18 protein-coding genes and 1 tRNA gene are annotated in these 17975 nt (G+C 53.6%); 6 read left to right on the top strand and 13 right to left on the bottom strand.

What is annotated here, in order from left to right; all coding sequences use genetic code 11:
- Positions 1 to 8 precede the first annotated feature (8 nt).
- Positions 9 to 1535: an amino acid permease gene (locus CUU80_RS08945; protein WP_100496968.1), complete on the top strand. Its 1527-nt coding sequence runs from the start codon at positions 9 to 11 to the stop codon at positions 1533 to 1535.
- Between the two features lie 157 nt (positions 1536 to 1692).
- Here the strand turns inward: CUU80_RS08945 and CUU80_RS08940 are convergent, their stop codons facing one another.
- From CUU80_RS08940 to CUU80_RS08930, 3 genes are read right to left on the bottom strand one after another with little or no spacing between them, the layout of a single operon-like run.
- On the bottom strand, positions 1693 to 2991 hold the full coding sequence (locus CUU80_RS08940) for an aminoacyltransferase (RefSeq protein WP_100496967.1): 1299 nt from the start codon (positions 2989 to 2991) through the stop codon (positions 1693 to 1695).
- 38 nt (positions 2992 to 3029) lie between these two features.
- On the bottom strand, positions 3030 to 4301 hold the full coding sequence (locus CUU80_RS08935; protein ID WP_100496966.1) for an aminoacyltransferase: 1272 nt from the start codon (positions 4299 to 4301) through the stop codon (positions 3030 to 3032).
- A gap of 58 nt (positions 4302 to 4359) precedes the next feature.
- Positions 4360 to 5628, bottom strand: a complete 1269-nt coding sequence (locus CUU80_RS08930; protein ID WP_100496965.1) for an aminoacyltransferase — start codon at positions 5626 to 5628, stop codon at positions 4360 to 4362.
- A gap of 195 nt (positions 5629 to 5823) precedes the next feature.
- On the opposite strand from CUU80_RS08930, the gene CUU80_RS08925 reads away from it, so the two are divergent.
- Positions 5824 to 5896: transfer RNA gene (locus tag CUU80_RS08925), tRNA-OTHER, on the top strand.
- A gap of 53 nt (positions 5897 to 5949) precedes the next feature.
- Here CUU80_RS08925 and CUU80_RS08920 read toward each other — a convergent pair.
- From CUU80_RS08920 to CUU80_RS08910, 3 genes are read right to left on the bottom strand one after another with little or no spacing between them, the layout of a single operon-like run.
- The gene (locus CUU80_RS08920; RefSeq protein ID WP_100496964.1) at positions 5950 to 6684 is read right to left on the bottom strand and encodes a non-canonical purine NTP pyrophosphatase; all 735 of its coding nucleotides are present in this window, start codon (positions 6682 to 6684) and stop codon (positions 5950 to 5952) included.
- A 43-nt stretch (positions 6685 to 6727) separates the two neighbouring features.
- Complete coding sequence (rph, locus tag CUU80_RS08915) at positions 6728 to 7492, bottom strand: ribonuclease PH (RefSeq protein WP_100496985.1); 765 nt, start codon at positions 7490 to 7492, stop codon at positions 6728 to 6730.
- A 43-nt stretch (positions 7493 to 7535) separates the two neighbouring features.
- A complete protein-coding gene (locus CUU80_RS08910; RefSeq protein ID WP_165775913.1) occupies positions 7536 to 8162 on the bottom strand; it encodes a Pr6Pr family membrane protein in 627 nt (208 codons plus the stop codon).
- 166 nt (positions 8163 to 8328) lie between these two features.
- Here CUU80_RS08910 and CUU80_RS08905 point away from each other — a divergent pair, with 166 nt between their 5' ends.
- The 3 genes from CUU80_RS08905 (at position 8329) to CUU80_RS10680 (ending at position 11690) form a co-directional block, all read left to right on the top strand.
- Positions 8329 to 9684, top strand: a complete 1356-nt coding sequence (locus tag CUU80_RS08905; RefSeq protein ID WP_279325004.1) for a nicotinate phosphoribosyltransferase — start codon at positions 8329 to 8331, stop codon at positions 9682 to 9684.
- Between the two features lie 150 nt (positions 9685 to 9834).
- Positions 9835 to 11100 (top strand): tyrosine-type recombinase/integrase, encoded by a 1266-nt coding sequence (locus CUU80_RS08900; RefSeq protein ID WP_100496962.1) that lies wholly within the window; start codon positions 9835 to 9837, stop codon positions 11098 to 11100.
- Between the two features lie 242 nt (positions 11101 to 11342).
- Positions 11343 to 11690 (top strand): hypothetical protein, encoded by a 348-nt coding sequence (locus tag CUU80_RS10680; RefSeq protein WP_133119416.1) that lies wholly within the window; start codon positions 11343 to 11345, stop codon positions 11688 to 11690.
- A 151-nt stretch (positions 11691 to 11841) separates the two neighbouring features.
- Here CUU80_RS10680 and CUU80_RS08895 read toward each other — a convergent pair whose 3' ends face one another.
- From CUU80_RS08895 to CUU80_RS08865, 7 genes are all read right to left on the bottom strand, one after another.
- A complete protein-coding gene (locus CUU80_RS08895) occupies positions 11842 to 13050 on the bottom strand; it encodes an RNA helicase domain-containing protein (protein WP_100496961.1) in 1209 nt (402 codons plus the stop codon).
- Between the two features lie 814 nt (positions 13051 to 13864).
- On the bottom strand, positions 13865 to 14089 hold the full coding sequence (locus tag CUU80_RS08890; RefSeq protein WP_100496960.1) for a hypothetical protein: 225 nt from the start codon (positions 14087 to 14089) through the stop codon (positions 13865 to 13867).
- On the bottom strand, positions 14089 to 14286 hold the full coding sequence (locus CUU80_RS08885) for a hypothetical protein (RefSeq protein WP_133119415.1): 198 nt from the start codon (positions 14284 to 14286) through the stop codon (positions 14089 to 14091). Before CUU80_RS08885 ends, CUU80_RS08890 begins: the two co-directional genes overlap by 1 nt.
- A 23-nt stretch (positions 14287 to 14309) precedes the next feature.
- Complete coding sequence (locus CUU80_RS08880; RefSeq protein ID WP_133119414.1) at positions 14310 to 14618, bottom strand: hypothetical protein; 309 nt, start codon at positions 14616 to 14618, stop codon at positions 14310 to 14312.
- Positions 14615 to 14953: a hypothetical protein gene (locus CUU80_RS08875; protein WP_100496957.1), complete on the bottom strand. Its 339-nt coding sequence runs from the start codon at positions 14951 to 14953 to the stop codon at positions 14615 to 14617. Before CUU80_RS08875 ends, CUU80_RS08880 begins: the two co-directional genes overlap by 4 nt.
- Before the next feature lie 348 nt (positions 14954 to 15301).
- Positions 15302 to 15868, bottom strand: coding sequence for a hypothetical protein (locus CUU80_RS08870; RefSeq protein ID WP_100496956.1), 567 nt, complete (start codon positions 15866 to 15868; stop codon positions 15302 to 15304).
- Positions 15869 to 16129: 261 nt separating this feature from the next.
- Positions 16130 to 16606 (bottom strand): MerR family transcriptional regulator, encoded by a 477-nt coding sequence (locus CUU80_RS08865; RefSeq protein ID WP_243388707.1) that lies wholly within the window; start codon positions 16604 to 16606, stop codon positions 16130 to 16132.
- A gap of 200 nt (positions 16607 to 16806) precedes the next feature.
- Here CUU80_RS08865 and CUU80_RS08860 point away from each other — a divergent pair, with 200 nt between their 5' ends.
- Complete coding sequence (locus CUU80_RS08860; protein ID WP_100496955.1) at positions 16807 to 17817, top strand: aldo/keto reductase; 1011 nt, start codon at positions 16807 to 16809, stop codon at positions 17815 to 17817.
- Positions 17818 to 17975: the final 158 nt, after the last annotated feature.

Genomic DNA, 17975 nt, shown 5'->3' with positions numbered 1-17975 from the left:
AGAGCAGCATGAGCCAATCCGACCTTGATACGGCGACGCAGTCGCCTGCCCAGCCCGCAACGGCATCATCATCGACTTCAGTGTTGCCGAACACCGGCGACGTTGCGAATCATAAGGACCACACCAAGCATGCGCTGCACACGAACCTTAAGCGCGGTATGGAGTCACGTCACCTGCAGATGATTTCATTGGGCGGCGTGATCGGCACCGGCTTGTTCCTGAGCTCCGGTTACACCATTCAGCAGGCCGGCCCGATCGGTACGATTCTGGCGTACGGCATCGGCGCGGTCATCGTCTACCTCGTGATGCTGACGCTCGGCGAACTGTCCGTGGCCATGCCGGTGACCGGCTCGTTCCACGTGTACGCCGAGAAGTTCATCGGCCCGGGCACCGGATTCGTCATCGCTATCCAGTACTGGCTCACATGGACCGTGGCGCTCGGCTCCGAATTCACGGCGGCCGGTCTGCTCATGCAACGATGGTTCCCCCACACACCCACCTGGATGTGGAGCGCGGCCTGCATCATACTGATTTTTACGCTCAACGCACTGTCCGTACGGTTCTTCGCGGAAGCCGAATTCTGGTTCGCCTCCATCAAGGTGTTCGCCATCTGCGCGTTCATCGGCATTGGTCTGCTGGCGATTTTCGGCATCCTGCCGATGAAGGGATACGACCACGCCCCGCTGTTCGGCAATCTCACCAAAGACGGTATCTTCCCGAACGGTTTCATGCCGGTGTTCGCTACGATTCTGACCGTCAACTTCGCCTTCTCTGGCACCGAGCTCATCGGCGTGACCGCCGGCGAGACGCGTGACCCGGAAACCGCGGTACCGAAGGCCATCCACACCACGCTGTGGCGACTCGTACTGTTCTTCATCGGCTCCATTGTGGTGATGAGCGCACTGATTCCATGGCGTCAGGCCGGCGTGGGCGAAAGCCCGTTCGTGCTCGTGTTCAGCTCCATCGGCATTCCGTATGCGGCGGACATCATGAACTTTGTGGTGCTTACGGCCGTGCTGTCCGCCTCGAACTCCGGTCTGTACGCCTCCACGCGCATGGTGTGGTCGATGGGCCATGAAGGCATGATCCCGCGCTGGTTCGCCAAGACGAACCGTCATGGCGTGCCGGTTTTGGCCCTGTGCGCCGCAATGGCCGGCGGTCTGTTGGCACTGCTTTCCTCGGCAGTCGCCGCCACCACCGTGTATCTGGTGCTTGTGGCGCTCTCCGGCTTGTCCGCCGTGGTGGTGTGGATCGCCATCGCATACTGCCAGATCGTGTTCCGTAAGCGTTGGATTGCCTCCGGACATTCGGTGGACGAGCTCAAGTACAAAACGCCCGGTTATCCGTGGACCTCATGGGGCGCGTTCATTCTGTGCACGGCATCCTTCCTGCTGGTCTTCTTCGACAAGGAGCAACGGTTCGCGCTGGGGGCCGAGCTGGTGTTCATCGTGGTGTGCTACGCCGCGTACTTCGTGCAGCGCTGGTGGCGGCAGCGGCATCCGCGCGAGGAGGATGAGCCGGTGCAGCTGCCGTAGGATGGCAGTCTTCTCTCTGCTGACGGCCTGATGCTGACAGCCTGAACGACTTACGGATACGACAGACGGCGGGACAATCGCGATGATTATCCCGCCGTCTGTCGTATTCGACTGTAGTCAGCTGTCGGTTATTTGGCACGCGATCAGGCGCGCGGCCCTAGCGGCCCAGCAGCTTATGCGCCAGCCGGCTTACCGCGCACATGAACGGATTGATCTCCAGCGTAAACTTGCCGACCAGTTCCTCCGCATAGCCGTTGAAGCCCTGCTTGAACTCCAGCACACCACGACCCTCGTCGTTCGGATCGTCGAATACGCCGGAGATGCCGCCGAAACTGTATCGTGTAATGCCCTGCTCCACGCATAGATGCAGCATCGCCTCATACTGAATCAGCGCCGGAGCATAGAACGGCTTGTACTCCTCCACGCTGCCCGAGTACTGGTAGATCACCTCATGCGGGTGGCTCACAAACAGCGAAACCGCGGCAGGGACCACATCGCCTCGCTCTTTGAGTCCGGCAACCTCCGCCAAACGCTTGTCCGCTGCGGCAAGGTTACGGCTCTCCTCCCCCAGCTGGCGCTCGATGCGAGTGGTGGGACGCTCATCATATTTGGCCTGCAGATCGGCGACCTTCTTGGCCAGCGTCGAACGCTTGGCTGTCATGTCCGCCAGATATTCGGCAACGTGGATTTCCGCCAGCATAAAGTGGGCGTCGTCACCGTACGCTTCCTTGAACTGATGGAAATACGCTTCATTACGGGTTGTGAACCCGCGACGAGCCGCCGTATCCGATTCGATGCGCGAGAACACCGGGAACTCATCAGGTCCGATTTCGCGCACATGCACGCCCATGGATTGTGCACGCTTGATACTCCACTGTGCGCGTTTGCCGAACGAGGCCATGAGCTCCTTGCCTGTAGTGATGCCGGTGAGATCCTTAACGAAGGACCATTGGCACACCACGTCATAGCCCGTATGGAGGCCATCATGTGTCCATCCCGCACTGCGATATACGTCAACGGCGTCCGTATTCGGTGCACCGTCAGGTTCGCCGTCAGCCGTACAACGCTGGTACAGCTCATTCGGCCAGCACGCCACGGAAATGGCATGATGACGCTTCGCTGATTTGCGTATCGCAGCAGTCATGGCTGCGATCACTTCACGATCGACGGAGTAGTCATGATCGTCAACGACAGCACCGATCGGGCCGTAATATACGGAGCCGTCCACACCGAATCGGCCTTTGAGATACACGATCACACAGGCACTGACCAGCATCCCCTCCGCATTGCGTACGCCAAGGCATTCCACCATATGCCCGCGCATACGAGCGAGACGGATCTGGCCGTTGTCTTGCTGGGAGCATCCTTGCGGGCAGAGCGCGCTTCTGGAGAAGTCAATCAGCTCGTCATCATTAATTGGGCCGGAGGTATACCCCCCGAACGTATTTTGGGTCATCTGAACTCCCAATCCTTCTTCCATGGGATTGCTACAAGTTATCTGTTGAGCAGTTTATGAGCCAAACGGCTGACCATGTAGCGTGGCTTGCTCACCGGCAACGTGAACTCGCCGATCAGCTCCTCCACATAGCCGTTGAAGCCCTGCTTGAACTCCAGCACGCCGCGGCCTTCGTCGTTCGGATCATCGAACACACCGGAGATGCCGTAGAAGTTGTAGCGGGCGACGCCCAGTTCCAAGCACTTGCTCATCGCCCAGTGCTGAATCAAAGCCGAAGCGTAGAACGGCTTGTACTGTTCGACACTGCCGGAGAACAGGTACACGAATTCCTGCGGATGCTCCACAAACAGCGAAGCCGCTGCAGGAAGCACATCACCATCTTTGGCGAATTCAGCCGCCTCAGCCAAACGCTTCTCGGCCGCCGCAAGATTACGGCTCTCCTCGCCGAGCTGACGTTCGGTTTTCGTCGTGGGGTGCTCGTCGTACTTGGCTTGCAACGCATCGACCTTGGCCTGCAGTGCCGTACGCTTGGCTTCCATATCCGCCACGTATTCGGCGATATGAATCTCGGCAATCATGAAATGCGCTTTGCTGCCGAACGCTTCCTTGAACTGACGGAAATACTGCTCATTACGGGCCGCAAAACTGCGGCGTTCGGCGGTCTGCCGTTCGATGTCCGCAAACACGGACAGTTCGTCGTCGTTCAGTTCGCGAACATGCACGCCCATGGATTGCGCACGTTTGACGCTCCACTGCGTGCGCTTATCGTACGACTTCAGCAACGCTTTGCTATCGGCGATGCCGGTCAGGTCTTTGACATAGCTCCATCGGTTGACCACGGTGCCATAGCCACGGGTAAAACCCGCATGACTCCATCCAAGATGAATGTAGTTATCGATGGCTTCATCATCAGCGATACCTTCAGGTGTTCCATCGGAAGCATGCCGACGGTACAGATCATTGGGCCAAGCCGTCACGCTGAATGCGTTACGGGCCCGGGCCGCCTTGCGTATCGCGGATGTCATTTCGCGTAGCACATCAACATCATGCGGATCACACAACGGCCCCAGCCAGACAGATCCTTCCAAGCCAAAACGACCACGGGTATATGTCACCTCAGCGGCACCGACCAATGTATCGTTCTTCCATACGCCAAGATAATCAACCAGATTGCCACGTCTCTGCGCCAATTGTCCCATCGCGGTTGTCTGCTGGAATCCGCCTCGTGGAAACTCAGCGGAAAAAGCATCCATCTGCTCACCGGTGATTGATGAGCTTCGGATATCGGAACTCTTGCCATTCACAGTCATATTGTTGCACTCCAATTGCTTGCGGCGACGTTTCCCTCGATCGCAATCCTCAAGGACTTTATCGTCCAAGTATTCTGTGGACCAGCTTCTTGGTGGCATATGTCAAAGGCTTGACCGGTAGCACAAACTCGCCGGGCATCTCTTCCACAAAGCCATTGAAACGTTGCTTGAATTCGAGCACACCAAAACCGGGGTTGTTTTCAGGCGTGAATAGGCCATTAATGCCATACAGATTGTAGCGGGGAATGCCACGTTCGATACATTTGACCATCATTTCATGGTGCATCAGCGCTGGTGCGTAAAACTTATCGAACCGTTCGTCAGCGCCGCTGGTGGTGCATACCACCTCACGCGGATGGTACAGGAACATGGAGCCGTCAAGAGGAACTACCTCGCCATACTGCTTCAGCAATTCCTGCGCCTCTTGCACGCGTTTGACCACAGGCGGCATGTTCTTTTCCACCGTGGCAAGCTGGAGATTGAGCTGATTGGTTCGTTTCTCCGTGCGGGAACGCTCAAGATCCTTCTGAATGCGCGCTTTGTCGGCATTAAGCTTGTCCAGCTTATCCTGCCAAGTCTTCAGATATTCATCGAAATGAATCTCGGCAACACGATATTCGATATCGTCGCCGAAAGCATCGTACATTCCCTCGAAGAAGCTCAACGGACGGTTTTCAAATCCTTGCTTCTCACAGCTCAGTTCGCATAGCTGATGGAACAGCGACAACTCATCACGGCCCAGACGCCTTGTGTGTACACCGGATTCTCGCGCGATGCGCACATTGCGCCGACGATACTTGGCATAGCTGGCAGTAAGCGCGGCCTCATCCTCTATGCCTTCGAGGTTCTTGACCCAGCGCCAGCGCGGCACGGATGTGTATCCCGTGGAAAAACCACCTACGTGTTCGAATCCGAGAGACTTGAGATTCGCAATCATGGCATCGTCGGCAGGCCCGTCAGGTTCGCCTTCCTGCGTATGCAGACGGTAAACAGCCTCCGGCGTGATATCAAGTTGGGCCGCTCCACCGGCTTTGGCATGGGACTTGAGCCCATCTACGAAGAAGGACAACAACTCCTTGTCATCGAAATCGCACAACGGACCATCATGAATCAATGCGAACACGGAGCGTCCCGCATGCACAATCTGCAGCAAGCCCGCTGCCTTCAACTCACCGTTCTCCTTGACGCCAAGGTATTCAACGGTTTTACCTTCGCCCTCGCGCAGATGTCCCATCGCGGAGGTCTGCTGGAAGTTGCCTTGCGGATGCCGGACCGAGAATTCATCGAACTCGGCATCGCTGAGCTTTACCAGCATAAAATCACGCATACTATTCCCTGTTTTTCTGCCTATGGTTAATCCTTACCGTTGATAGCATAACGCGAAGCCTTTGCATGCCAAAACATGTGGATTGACCAACACTATTCATTCGCATTCAACGGTCTGCCTTATAGACCATGTTGCAATTCAAAACATAAGGCACTATAGTTTTTTTTGTTTTTGAGGCGCTGCTTCAACGACATCGCCACCTTAGCTCAGTGGTAGAGCATCCCCATCGTTTGCGGGAAGGTCGGGGGTTCGATTCCTTCGGGTGGCTCTGAAATAGAAAGAACGACCGACGCTCATGCATCGGCCGTTCTTTTTTCTTTGTCAACCCAGCAACGCTTCGATGGCGGGGACGAGGGCCTTGAGGGCCTTGCCACGGTGGGAAATGGCGTTTTTCTCGGCCGGGGTCATTTCGGCGCTGGTCAGCGGCTCGCCTTCATAGTCAGGCTCAGTGCTGGTGCGGCCGGGCTGATCGTCTGGTACGAACAGCGGATCGTAGCCGAAGCCGTGCTCGCCGCGAGGCTTGCGGATGATCACGCCCGGCATTTCGCCCAGTTCCACGGTCTCGGACTTGATGGTGTAACGGGCCTGCACCATAGCCGAGCCGGCGGCCGCGGCGGGGACCTCAGCGCCACCGGTCGCATCGGCTCCGGCTTCCACATCCGGAACCACCAAGGCGGCGGCACAACGGAAGCGAGCAGTGCGCTTGTCATCTGGAATGTCTTCGATCTGGGCCAGCAGCAGCGCGTTGTTGGCCTTGTCATGGCCGTGCGCACCGGCCCAACGGGCGGAGAGGATGCCGGGGGCGTTGCCCATCACATCAACGATGAGACCGGAATCGTCCGCCACGGCGGGCAGACCGGTGCGGCTGGCCACGTCGCGGGCCTTGAGCAGTGCGTTCTCCTGGAAGGTGACGCCGGTTTCCACCGGGTCGGGCAGATGCAGGCTGCCGGCGGAGACGAGCTCGATGTGCGCAGCGTCTTCGCCCAGATCCTCTTCGAGGATACGGCGGATCTCCACAAGCTTGCCTTCGTTATGGGTGGCGACGACGATTTTCATGGGGTTGTTCTCCTTGTTCGTGGATGCGTTTCCGTATGGATGGCTAGTCCAGTGCCAAGGCGGCGCGCTGAGCGGCCTGAAGCTCCTTGTTGCCCTTTTCGGCCAGATCGAGCAGCGTGCCGAGCTCGGCGCGGGTGAACGGACGGTGCTCGGCGGTGCCCTGCAGCTCAATGAACGCGCCGGAGCCGGTCATCGCCACGTTCATATCCGTCATGGCCTGGCTGTCCTCGATATACGGCAGATCCAGCATCGGCGTGCCATTGATCACGCCCACAGACACGGCGGAAACCGTATCTTTGAGCACACGGGCGGCAGACTTGATGTGATGGTTGCGCTCGGCCCAGTTCACCGCGTCCACCAACGCCACATATGCGCCGGTCACGGAAGCGGTACGGGTGCCGCCGTCGGCCTGCAGCACATCACAGTCAAGCTGAATCTGGTTCTCGCCCAGCGCCTTCATATCCACCACGCCGCGCAGGCAACGGCCGATGAGTCGGCTGATCTCCATGGTGCGGCCGCCAAGCTTGCCCTTGACGGATTCGCGATCGGTGCGCTCTGCGGTGGCGCGCGGCAGCATCGCGTATTCGGCGGTCACCCAACCGAGGCCTGAATCCTTACGCCAACGCGTCACACCGGGAGTGAACGTGGCAGTACACATCACACGCGTATTGCCGCATTCGATAAGCACGGAACCTTCCGGGGCGTCCGTGAAATGACGGGTGATGCGCACCGGACGAAGTTCGTCCACCTTACGACCGTCCGCACGAATCACCTGATGTTTGCCAAGCATATCTTTGATTTCAACCATGCGCCCCAGCATACGCCGGTTATCGCACAAGGCGGCCAGGCACCTACCCTACGATCGACCGGACCGGCAGTATACGGTCGATCAGCCATATCACGAACGACAATGCCGCAAAGGCGACGGCCAGACGTCCACAGCTGACGGCAAAACCTTGCCAGCCGAGCGTATCGAGATTGATGAAGTCATAGGGGTACGGGCTGCCGCCGGCCGCAGGGCCGGAACCGGGCCATGCAGCGGCGCGAATCAGCACAAAACCAAGGTAGAGCGGGAAATACGCCAGCCACGAGAACATATAGTGCCACCGGAAACGCCGATGTGGGTCGGCCAGTACGAAATCGATCGCCGCCATGATCGGGGCGATCTTATGCAGCATCGTATTGGTCATGATTCCGATCACCTGCGGCACATACGCGGGATCGTCCGGCGGCATCAGCACAAACGCCACCAGCGCGGTGACCACGGCGTACAGCGTGACGCACCCTTTGAGCCAAGCAGGTGGCTGGATGCCTTTGAGCAGCGTGGCGGCGCCGGCCCACAGCATCACGACTCCCAGCACGAGGCCTGTCTGGAAGGTGAAATACACCCAATATTGCGGTTTGGACCACGCTTCGTATGTACCTACGAAGCACAATCCCGCGATGGCCAGACGCCACAATGCCACGATGAATCTCATGCCACGAGTCTACCGCCGTCCATCAATATCTCGGCCTTGGCGCGCAGTGCGCACTGCATGCTGGCCACCGGTGGACTACACTTATAGTCACATTAACCAAAAGTAGGTTCGCCGTCACGGCAATGACACGTCATTGGCATGACCATGGCATGACCATGGCATGATCATGGCATGCGCGACGAGCAGGAAAGGCCTTGCAATGCTTGACTATTCACCGGCCCTGATGACCGACATGTACGAATACACGATGCTCGACGCCGCGCTGAAGGACGGCACCGCCAACCGCAAATGCGTGTTCGAGGTATTCACACGACATCTGCCGGAGGGCCGTCGTTATGGCGTGGTGGCCGGCACCGGTCGCATCTTGGACGCGCTCGAACACTTCCATCTGAACGACGAGGATCTACGCTTCCTCGCCGACCGCCATGTAGTAAGCCCCGAAACCATCAAGTGGCTGGAGAACTTCCACTTCTCCGGTTCGATTCGCGGTTACCGCGAAGGCGAAATGTTCTTCCCAAACTCGCCGATTCTGCAGGTCGAGGGCACATTCGGCGAATGCACATTGCTGGAAACGCTCATCCTATCCATCTTGAACTACGACTCCGCCGTGGCATCGGCCGCCTCCCGTATGGTCTCGGCCGCCAAAGATCGCCCGTGCATGGACATGGGCGGACGTCGTACCAACGAATGGGCGGCGGTTGCAGCCGCGCGAGCCGCGGTGGTGGGTGGCTTCAAGGGCACCGCCAATCTGCTGGCCGCTCAGATGTATGGTTTGAAGGCCATCGGCACGGCCGCTCACTGCTTCACGCTGGTGCACGATTCCGAACGGGACGCCTTCGAATCGCAGATCGCGGCTTTGGGCCGCAACACCACGCTGCTGGTGGATACGTACAACATTGAGGAAGCGGTGAAAACCGCAGTCGAAGTGGCCGGACCGGAGCTTGGCGGCGTACGCATCGACTCAGGCGATCTGGCCGCCATGGCCCAGCGGGTGCGCAACCAGCTGGACGCTTTGGGCGCCACGAATACCACGATCACCGTGACCAACGATCTGGACGAGTACGCGCTGGCCGCACTGCAGACCGCGCCGGTTGATTCCTACGGTGTGGGCACGATGCTGGTCACCGGCTCCGGCGCCCCCACTTGCGCAATGGTGTACAAGCTCACCGAGCGCGAAGGCGCGGACGGCACTATGCAGTCCGTAGCCAAGAAGTCCAAGAACAAGGCCACCGTTCCGGGCCGCAAACTGGCGTACCGCTCCTACGAATATGCGTTGGCTGATGCCGAGCACGTCATCTCCGGCTCGGAAGACAAGCTGGCCACATTCCAGCCGAACCCGGAGTGGAAGAACCTGCTGGTGGACTTCGTCGATCATGGCGATATCGACTCGACCTGGCAGGGGCATGATGCCATCATGGCCGCGCACGAGTATCGCGCCAAGGCGTTGGCTGAACTGCCCATCACCGCGCAGAGTTTGATGAAGGGCGAGCCGGTGATTCCTACTGAGACTACAGTTCTGTAGTCTCAGTAGGAATCCTTCGCCGCAAGCGGCTCACTTCACCTACGGACAGTCCACCGGACTTCCCATACTGGGTCAGATCGTTGAAATTCCAATGGTCTGACCTTCTTTTTTGCTGTTTTTTGGGTCTAGTATTGGGTCTATTATCGTCTTATGGACGATAAGCGAACCCTTAAGAAAGCGCCTTATGGCGAGGGCACGATTTTCTGGTCTGAATCGATGAGGATGTACGTCGCGAGATTTCCAGCGTCGATGTACGGCAGGAAAGTGTCTGGATACGGCAAAACAAGGGAAACGGCCGTGGCGAACAGAGCCAAGGCTGTGGAAAGGCTGATCAAGAGCACGCAACGCTTGGTGAAGAATCCAGTGGGCAAAATTCTTGACGACTATTACGCATGGCTTGACGGCTCGAACAGGAAGCAAAACACCGTATACGGCAAAAAACAAAGGCTGAACAAGTATCTGAAGCCGTATATGACCAAGCCGATAATGCGCTTCACTGAAAACGACATACTCGATATCCTCCAGCGGGCAAGGAAAGAGGCGAAGGCCGAGGAAAACAGCAGGATAGCGAACCAGATTTATTCGGAGATAAACCAGTTCCTCAACTATGCGATGAAAAGAAAGTACATCAAGGAAAACCCGATCGTACTCATAGAAAAACCGTCCTACAAGAGCAAAGCAAGACAGGACAACGAGCTGTACATCGACGAACGAATCAGGCTCGGGAAAGAACTTTTGCAATTCACCGCGAACCATGCAGACAAATACGGAACGATGTATGGAATCCTGCTGATAGCCTCACTCGGATTGAGGACGAGCGAAATACGCGGCTTGACGTGGGATTGCTTCGAGCATCTGGACGATAAGGACAACGCGATACTGAACGTGAAACAGCAATACCAGAAAAACCGCACGACCGGCAAAATGGAGCTTGTCGAATGGACGAAAACCGATTCAGGATTCAGAAAAATAGCCCTGCCTGAATCATGGCGCAAGAACCTGTGGGACTATCGAAGCTGGCAATATAATCTGGCTATCTTCGGCGTGATACGGTCAGCGAAGAACCTCGGCAATTTCTGTTTCGTCAACAAATTCGGCAATCCGTTCAGCGATCCGATACTGGCCAAATACTGGCACGATCTGAAAAACGCATACGAACAGGAACGGCAGAAAACGGATAGGAATTACAAACTGTCCGATCTTGACAAAAACATGAGACTATACGACATGCGGCATGTATGCGCCTCGCTGCTCATTTCATCGGGACAAGCGACAATAGACCAGCTCAGACCGATTCTAGGCCATATGGACAGACGAATGACCGAGTACTACACACATCTGACGATGGAAAGCGAACGGAAGATAATGAACAATATCCCGCAGCTGATCGGAGGGATTAAGAACACCCTGAAATGACACGGAAATCGATTCTAAGCACGAAAAACCGTCGTCGTGTGTGATTCATCAAAAATACGTTTTTCCGAACAAACGGATTTTTCATTGCGTCTACATGCACTAATAAGTGTGTCTACGAGCATAGTTTGATCTAATTGATTCCCTAAAAAAATTCCAGAAAATTTGCCAAATAATTTGAGCATCGCTGCAATAAATTCTATAATAATAACGTAAATAAATACCGAAAGGATAAATAAAATAAAATGAGTAGAAGAGCTGATACAATCAAAATTCATGACCATTCCAGCAAGGCTGAAAAATATATCTATAACGCCATGATCAATGAATGCACTATTTATTTACTGGAAAATGGTCATGAGGTAAGATCTGCAACATGTAATTCATATCCAACAAATATCATAACAAGAGGAAATTTTTGTGATTGGAGAATTGGAGACATTTATAATCTGAAAGAAACAATAGAAGGTCTAATGGAAAACAGAAAAGATGACTACCGTATTCATGTTCAAAGCTATAAATCAGGAAACATCGATGTTTGTTACCAGAAAAACAAAAAACCAGATTTTCATGACGATATAGAATACTTGTGATTTTTAACCTCAGCCTTTTGACTGAGGTTTTTTATTATGTGAAATAAAAAGACTTCGCCCGAATGATCGTCAAAGCGAAGCCTGCAAAATACTTATTAAAAGAAAACATAAAATCAACACAAAAACAGTGTTCAATAACATAATATCAACGTCAGAACAGCTCGGAAGCCAGAACCACTGGGTCTGTATCGGGATTTTCCACGACTTTGTTGCCAAGCGTGACGCCGTGCTGATCATGGGAACGGATATCGTCTGGACGATTCAGCAATGATTCCGTTTCATCAACCTGACTATAAGAACCGTCGTCGTTCTTCACGAAATGAATGACCTTGCCGATACGCCTGTAAAAACCACCGATACGTTCCATGCGCCGATTCATGCCCTGATACATGTCCCAAGGCGCGAGATTAGACGTGATGAAAACATGATGGTAGCAAGCCCAGCGATCGTAATAACGGGCCGACAGCTTCAAAGCGTACCGATCGAACCAACGCATGAGTTTGCTGAATTGCACTTCGCCATAGAACTCATCGAAAATCACAGCGTCCTGACCTTCGTATTCAGACCAAGGATTTCCCTCTGAGGTTTCAGTCATATACACGTCATCGTCAGCGACTTCGATGGCGAGCTTTTTCGCGAGACTCGTCTTGCCGCAACCTGGATCGCCGTAAATCCAAGTGATCTTGACATCGCGTTCCGTTTTTATGCTCTTGTATTTTTCGAATTTGTCCGTGATCTTCTTCCTGTCGAGACGAGCGGCATAAGCGGGAAACTGACCAGCGATGATGCTCAATTCTGGATCGTTGTCAACCTGATTCAGCGTCATTCCCTCTTTCATGATCGCGGAATACAGTATCTTCAGATCACGTCTTCTGCCCTTGGAATAATTATCCTGTTCCGCGTGCTTGTCATCCGCGCTCTTCCATTGGTCATAATTCCATTTCGGATTCACCAGATCGTTCCAAGTGAACGTCTTGCCGTCGTCGTTCTTCCGCTTGGTCTTCAACGGCTCATGAATCCACGGACCAGCGACACGGGTCTTTTCCTTCGTGCAGTAGTAATAACTTCCAGCAACGGAACGACATTTGAACAACGTGACTCCATGAAGCTTGTTTTCTATAGTCGTGCCTCTGACGCGAGTGTCGTTGGCGATGACGCCTTGAAGATGCAATATGCCTGATTTTTCGCCTTTTTCCAACTGTATCGCGTAACGGTAATTCTTCAATCGTTCAACCAAAATGGATTCTATTTCCCTCGGGTCTTCCGTCCCTAGATTAGAGCCGACGTCATTCAACGTGAAAAAGCAATTATTAAAAGTAGTGAATTTGAAACTTGGATCGTATTCCTCATGAAAACCCATTATTATTTCCTTTCAAATAAGTATTTCTAAAACCATGACGTGAATATCAAACATCTTCCGTTAATTGTGACAAAATTCAATGAAATTTGTGACATTGCGACAGTCAATTTGTAACAAAATCGGCGTTTTTTTCGAGAAATGTCACAATCCAAAAAAGCGGTTTTTCACTAATAAGTGACTCTACGGATATATTTGTAACATGTGACAGAGGTCGACGTAAGAAGTCCTCTTTTCGGTGAACCGAAAACCGCTTAGCCCTTCGGGCACGCTGAGTCCCGCAATTGCGCGTGCCGCGCCGCTACGCAGCGAGCTGCTCCGCTAATTGCAAGTCGACCTCTGCGCTCCGCTTTTGGCCAAAACACAACCATGCGCAACGCACAACCGCAAACATTTGCAACCAAACGACCGCACACAGGACTGACACCACATCGCACCGTCGCGACTCTTGCAACTGCGTTCGTCATGAAATCGAACCGCACGCACGCCGAAGGCGCGCTGCTCTCGATTCAGACTCAGCTACGCCCAAGAGCACAACGCCACTCGTGAAACGTCCCACGCACGGCCATACAAACAAATGCGCGGCCATGCATCACACACGACCGCACCAAAAGCCAAAACCTACGCGAGAATTCAGAAATCAACAACCAGCTTCTAAACCCAGCGATACCAATACCGAAGAAACCACCGCCATTCGCTATCCGAAATTTCGGTGTCATACTCCAAGTTCATGCACAAACCACCCGTACGCTGATCCGTGAAGAAACCAGCCAAAGGCTGCACCTTATCCCAAGAAATCCGATACAGCGAACAATACTCACCGATGCTCATCGTTCCTCAACTCCAGAAAACGCTTGAAATCCGACAGCCGTACCAGATCGAAATCCCTCACGACAGGCCGAGGCCAATCCCCATCGAACGAAACGAAACGCCCATTCACTTCCTCCTCGCGAGGAATAAACCACTGGTAGATTTCCTCATCGGATACGCTCACACCGAACAATCTGCACGCCTCGTCATACGTGACACGCCGATCTAACATCAGTCCAACCCCTTGAACGCCGGAAGCTGCGCCGATTGCTCACGAATCACAGTTTGAACAGCATCCGTGGTCTTCTTCAAGCTCGGCGCCGATTTGGCATCGTAATAACGCTTCACATACATGGCCAAAGCCTTTTCCACTATCCGCGACAGGTTAGTATCCGTTTCGATCGCGATGATCTGCGCCTGCTTCTTCAATGATTCGTTCACCCTTGATTTGATTATCGCCTTTTCCATTTTCCTCCCACTCCTTGAAATCCTTTGAAGTCCACAATCTTTCTTGCACGGCATGAAGCCTGAGCTGCCTTGCGAAATCGTCCATACTGCTCCCTAGACATCAACCCCGAAACACAATGACGATCCTTCATGTCATGCCATAGCTCGGCGCTATCCAAAACCAGCATTCCGCCACAGCCCAACAGAAAAACCCGATCACGAGAAAGCCGAACGGCGGCATAATCAGCCGTGAACAAACACAAACCGACCAACACCGCCAATTCAGCAACCAATACACCCAGCCAGAACATCACTTCGCCGCTTCCTTGATGCCATCAGCCATGATGCTCAAACCGATACGATTCTGACCATTCACATAAGGCGTGACACGAACACGACCATCAAGCTGAACGATTTCCAACTCGCCAAGCTGACGAGAAGGCGCTCTGAACAATTTCACCGAAGCGTTCTGCACCAATTCATAACCGCCATCCTCGCCACGGAACTTCACGGCGATATTACGCAACGCATAAACAGGCTTGTCATCGGTCAAACGCAACTGGCCGCTAGCATCCTTGGAAGGCTCGAATTCCTTCTGACCATCAAGAACAACGATCTTCACATCAGCTGGATTAACAAAAATACGCATCTTAAAAAAATGACCTTTCTACGAAAGCTTTTTTACTTACGAAAGGCCAATATCACAGGTACTTCACGAACAACGTGTTTTTTCGTCACTCCGAACCACAGAACACACCTAAAGACGTGTCAACGCGCCAAAAACAAAAAACAATTCACCCAGACACCGCGTACGGAAGCGAATTCCCTCTAACGCTCCTGAAATAACTTAGCCGCTACCAGAACAGGCAACACCCAATACAAACAACGAACCAGCAAGAACCACGTCACGACAAAACCCGAACGCGTCTAAGATACGTCGCTACCGAGGAATTCGATTCCTCCCGCTCACACGCCAAGCCAAGAAAAATCTTATAAATCAATTGTGAGTGATGATAACTTCTGGTTCAGATGGTTTATTGGTAGTCGGGTCAATGCGACCATGATAAATAATATGAAGATTCTTATAGTCAAGCGTATGCTCATCTTCCGATGTAGACGAGTCATCAATATCCTTCTTCAAATCATCATTCAGCCCAAAATAACCAGAAATGCAAGAAAATCCTTTATCGTTCGATACAGGAAGTGATGGATGCATCCATAAACTATCCGCAGAACCACGATTGCCGTTTTTAAGAGAAATCGAAAGATCAGGATAAGCGAACTCATCTTTGCACTGATAATAAGCTGTCTTTAAATCAGAATCATCATATGTTTGTTTATCCGAACTTTTCTGTTCTGCTTTCTTATCTGAATCTGATGATTCTTTTTTCTGTTCTGCAACGGAACTCGAAGTTGATGACTGCTGATTTGTAGTCGATTCTTGTTTATTGCCATTCGAGCCGAAAGCCATAGCGAGAACCACGACAACGACAACCCAGAACCACCACTTCTTCCAAAAAGGCTTCTTCGCAGCTACGGAATTGTTCTTCTTGCTCCTAGCCATTTCACGCTCCTAGCGCAATAACAGATAAATCTTTATCTAGTGTAGCATTACCTACTTTAAGTAGAACATTTGGGTCTAGCATTGGGTCTACTAAATGCCTTAACAAACAACAAAAACGGCGGAATCCCAAGCAAAAAGCCAAGAATCCCGCCATGTCACTACAGTCCACCGGACTGTCCATTTAACGGCTCAGCTACTGAGACTACGGTTCTGTAGGCTTGTCGGATTCTTTCGCCCCCTCCATCGGCGATCGACGTCAGATCAGCAATCGATGGAATAGACGTGGGTTTTATAGTTGCCCCAATCCGGCAAGCGTTCCCCCGCGTCCAACGCGCGCTTGATATCGCCGTAATAGTGGAGCTTGCGCTGCACGTGCATGGCCGCTTCGTTCAAGGCGCGGCGTTGCTCATCTAAGGTCTTGCGACGGGATTCCAGCAGCGCCAGAATCTCGTCGATATGAGCCGGCTCATCCTGCTCGTAAATAAAGAACTTCTTCAGGTCTTCAATGGTCATGCCGGCATTTTTGAAGCAGCATATGGCCCGCAGCCTATTGATGTGGCACTCCTCGTAGATTCGCTGACCGGAGGCGGTGCGCCCCACATTGGTCAGCAACCCCTGCTCTTCGTAGTAGCGCAGCGTGGAAGGCTGCATATGAAATTGCGCGGCCACTTCGCGAATCGTATAGACGCGCGGCTCCTCGTGTTGCATCTTGCCTCCATCAGCTTCATCGATGTGCATCAAAGTCACTCCTTCGCAGGTACGTTACGTCCAACCCATTCCGGCACAAGGCTCGAACTCCGAGGCGACATCCCACCTCTCGCATCCACATTGATTGCGACACGCCCAAAGCAATGCACCTCATTTGCGTTCAAGTTCACTTGAACTGGAACCATAATACGTAAGTGGTACAGCAAACATGCCAATGCGAAGGAGCCTCAATGCTGAAACCAACCGCCCCCTATACGCCAGATATTCACCGCTATGACTCGATGACCTACAACCGCTGCGGCGACTCCGGTCTCAAACTGCCAGCCGTTTCGCTGGGATTCTGGCATAATTTCGGCGATATCACCCCGTTCGAGCAGATGAAGTCGCTGGTCTTCACCGCATTCGACAACGGCATCACCCATTTTGATCTGGCCAACAATTATGGCCCTGAATACGGTGCTGCCGAGAAGAACTGCGGTCTGTTGCTTGCTAAATACTTCAAGCACTACCGCGACGAACTCGTGATCTCCACCAAAGCCGGATACGACATGTGGCCCGGCCCGTACGGCGATCTGGGCAGCCGCAAGTACCTGCTCGCCTCGCTCGACCAATCCCTGCAGCGTCTCGGCCTTGATTACGTGGACATCTTCTACCATCACCATCCGGATCCGGAGACCCCGCTGGAGGAGACGATGGGAGCCCTCGCTCAGGCGGTCCACTCCGGCAAGGCCCTGTACGTGGGTCTGTCCAACTACGATGGACCGACCATGGAGAAGGCCGCTGCAATCCTTGCCGAACTGCATGTGCCGTTCATCATCAACCAGAACAAGTACAACATCTTCGATCGTTCCATCGAGCGCAATGGTCTCAAGGACACGGCCGTCAAGTTGCATAAGGGTCTGATCATCTTCTCCCCGCTGGAACAGGGCCTGCTGACCAACCGTTATCTCAACGGCATTCCCGCGGACAGTCGCATCGCACACGATCCGCGATTCCTCAGCGATTCGTCACTCACCGAAAAACTGCATAAGCAAGTGGTGGACCTCAACAACCTCGCTGCCGAACGCGGCCAGACGCTGGCGGAAATGAGCTTGGCCTGGCTGCTGCATGACGGCAAGGTGACTTCCGTGTTGGCTGGCGCCTCCAAGCCACAGCAGATTCTCGACAACATCGGCGCGTTGAAGAACACACACTTCAGCGACGAAGAACTCAAGATCATCGACGAGATCGCGGCTCGGTGATCGCGCCACCGCGCACGCAGCACCAGCTGCATTAAGGGGATTAGCGTCCTGATCAGCCGGTGTTGAGACGTAGAAGCATCAATTCCGCGTCACAACACCGGCAAACAGGCGTTTTTTGCGAGTTGTGGCAAATTCTACTTCGAAAAGCCTCACTCGCT

This window comes from Bifidobacterium scaligerum (assembly GCF_002802865.1).
Taxonomy (GTDB): Bacteria; Actinomycetota; Actinomycetes; order Actinomycetales; family Bifidobacteriaceae; genus Bifidobacterium; species Bifidobacterium scaligerum.
Note: the sequence above shows the minus strand (reverse complement) of the source record. Positions and strands in the feature narration are given on the sequence as shown.